This is a genomic window from Aquifex sp. (assembly GCF_056494385.1).
Genome location: NZ_JBSLZM010000062.1, coordinates 1 through 2,545, shown reverse-complemented (window position 1 = coordinate 2,545; position 2,545 = coordinate 1). Strand labels below are relative to the sequence as shown.

4 protein-coding genes and 1 tRNA gene are annotated in these 2,545 nt (G+C 41.5%); 4 read left to right on the top strand and 1 reads right to left on the bottom strand.

The features are described from left to right. Positions 1 to 812 (bottom strand): ribonuclease E/G (locus tag ACWB1W_RS04900; protein WP_479370270.1); only part of this gene is annotated, 812 nt, incomplete at its 3' end. A gap of 34 nt (positions 813 to 846) precedes the next feature. Between ACWB1W_RS04900 and ACWB1W_RS04895 the strand changes: the two genes are divergently transcribed. From ACWB1W_RS04895 to ACWB1W_RS04880, 4 genes are all read left to right on the top strand, one after another. After that, positions 847 to 1,638 carry an LpxI family protein gene (locus ACWB1W_RS04895; protein ID WP_479370269.1) on the top strand — a complete coding sequence of 264 codons (792 nt, stop codon included), beginning with the start codon at positions 847 to 849 and terminating at the stop codon, positions 1,636 to 1,638. 35 nt (positions 1,639 to 1,673) lie between these two features. Next, a tRNA-Thr gene (locus ACWB1W_RS04890) sits at positions 1,674 to 1,749 on the top strand. A 40-nt stretch (positions 1,750 to 1,789) separates the two neighbouring features. Next, positions 1,790 to 2,188, top strand: a complete 399-nt coding sequence (gene atpC / locus ACWB1W_RS04885) for an ATP synthase F1 subunit epsilon (RefSeq protein WP_479370268.1) — start codon at positions 1,790 to 1,792, stop codon at positions 2,186 to 2,188. Continuing rightward, positions 2,172 to 2,545 (top strand): methyltransferase (locus ACWB1W_RS04880; RefSeq protein ID WP_479370267.1); only part of this gene is annotated, 374 nt, incomplete at its 3' end. The genes atpC and ACWB1W_RS04880, both read left to right, overlap by 17 nt.

The following is a 2,545-nucleotide window of genomic DNA, read 5'->3' as shown; positions in this document are numbered from 1 at the left end:
ACTATAAAACCGCCGTTTTTCAGCCACACATGCTTTGAAAATAGTTTTGAGATTAACTCGTAAAAGGAAAAATTCTTTAAAAGTTTCTCAAAATTTTTACTGAACCTGAGTTTTTCCCTGATTTCTTCTCCGAATATACCGCTTATATCCTTCCATATGCTTGCATTATCAACGCAGACCTCTTTTATATATCCCCAGTAATCCCTTATAACCTTTGCAAATCCGGGAATTTCCTCGTAAAGTAAACCTTTACTAACTTTGCTGCTTTTCTTAAGGATATCGCTCCAGAGCCCCCTCAGCTCCTCAAGTTCTTTGAGAATATCCTCCTTACTCGCTTTCAAAGCGGAAGCCCTTATTATTACACCTTCGTTATCCTTTAGGTGTTCCTTTATCAACTCCGCAATATCCTTTGAATAGGGGTATTTCTTTATCTTAGATGAAATCTTAAGCTTCTTTACGGCGGGAAAGTAAACAATATACCTGCCGGGAAGGTTTACCTTACAGGTCACCTTTGCTCCCTTTAGCTCCGTTTCCTCTCTTTTTAGTTGGACTATAACGCTGTCTCCGACCTTTAGTTTTTTGCCGCAGGTGTTTTTTTCCTGAAGAAAAGCCTCTTTATGAAGACCTATATCCAGGAAATACCCTTCAAGACTTTTACACTCTCTCTTCACTACACCTTTGAAGACGGAGCCTACAAGTCTCCTTGAACCTCTTTTCTCAACGAGAAAGTCTACTATACTTCCTTCTGATAAAACTAATGTAAAAATGAGATGTTCGCTTCCGCTGATAAATACTTCAACTTCGCTAAACACCAGATAGATATTTTAAACTCTTTAATACGAAAGCATGAAAAGGATTGGGCTTATAGCGGGTTCGGGAAGTTTACCCCTTGAGTTTAAAAGGGCTGCACTGGAAAAAGGGGAAGAGGTTATAACAATAGGCATTGAAAGGATAACGGACTTTAAAACGGACTATACACTCCCCTTAGGAAAAGTAGGAAAGCTTTTGAAAATTCTTACAAGAGAAAATGTAGAAGCTGTGGTTGTGCTCGGTAAGTTTGAACATAAACTTATATACACGGATATTCTGAAAATTGACCTAACAGCTTTTAACCTTCTCAGGAAAGCAAAAGACAAAAAACCGGAAACACTGATAAGGGTATTTATAAACTTTCTTGAAGAAGAAGGATTTGAGTTTATAGATCCGAGACCCTACCTTTCCCACATACTCGCGAACGAGGGAAGTATAAACGGACTGGTTCCTAATGACAACCTCCTTGAAGATGGTGTGTGGGGCTTTAGTATAGCAAAGGAGCTTGCGTCAATGGATATAGGTCAGACGATTGTTGTGAAGGATAAAGCGGTTGTTGCGGTTGAAGCTATGGAGGGAACACAGGAAACAATAAGGAGAGGAGGGAAGCTCGCGGGAAAGGGAACCGTTGTTATAAAGGTTGCCAGAAAAAACCAGGACTTTAGAGTAGACGTTCCCACGGTCGGGCCCAAAACCCTTGAGGTTATGAGGGAAGTAGGCTCTTCGGCCTTATTTTTGGAAGCGGGTAAGGTTTTTATAACGGAAAAAGAGGAGTTCATAAGGAAATCAAAGAATTACAAAATCCCCGTTTTCGGTCTCGCACCTTGAATTTTTTTGCTCCGAATGATAAATTACCATAAGTAGCCCAGGTAGCTCAGTCGGTAGAGCGCACCCTTGGTAAGGGTGAGGGCGCCGGTTCGAGTCCGGTCCTGGGCTCCACCCTTGCATAAATAAGAAAATTGTTGGATAATACAGAGACATGATACAGGTTGAAGTCGTTTCCCCTCAAGGACTCCTTTACACCGGAGAGGTTGAAAGTATAAACGTTCCCACGGTTGAAGGAGAAGTGGGAATTCTTGAAAACCATATGTATCTTATGACTCTCCTAAAGCCCGGACTTGTCTACTTCAACGGAGACGACAAGAACGGAATAGTTGTTACTTACGGTATACTTGATGTGACGCCGAAGAAGGTTTTAATCCTAACGGAAGAGGGTTACAAGCTCGGAGAATTACCCCCCGAATCAAAGGTAAGGGAAGAGTTTGAAAAGGCGGTAAAACAACAGGCAACCGCTCAAACTATGGAAGAGTTAAAAGAATGGGAAAAGGCAGCAGAAAAGGCAAGAACCCTTCTGGAAATAATTGAAAAGTACGGATAAGCCTGTTCCCTTTTTCGGGGGAAGGCTTAAGTTTTACCAGCCTTCCGGTCATAAAATTTCCATTGACCTCCTTGTGTTTTTATCAAAGGTAAGGGGTATAAAAAGAAATTCCCGTGTTGCGGACCTCGGTGCGGGGTTCGGTTTCCTCTCTATAGTCCTTGCTAAAAAGTTCGGCGTTAAGGTTGTAGCCCTTGAGATAGACGAGATTATGCTTGAGCTTTTAAGAAAGAATGTTGAAATAAACGGGGTTGAAAATCTCGTTGAGGTCGTAAAAGGGGACGTTAGGGAGATTGAGGAAATTTTTAAAAGAGCCTCCTTTGATGTTGTTGTAACTAATCCTCCTTTTTACCCTATTGC

Bases quoted from the DNA above. Each gene is read 5' to 3' on its own strand.
- ACWB1W_RS04895 (WP_479370269.1), top strand. From the start codon at position 847: ATGAAAAGGATTGGGCTTATAGCGGGTTCGGGAAGTTTACCCCTTGAG.
- atpC (WP_479370268.1), top strand. From the start codon at position 1,790: ATGATACAGGTTGAAGTCGTTTCCCCTCAAGGACTCCTTTACACCGGA.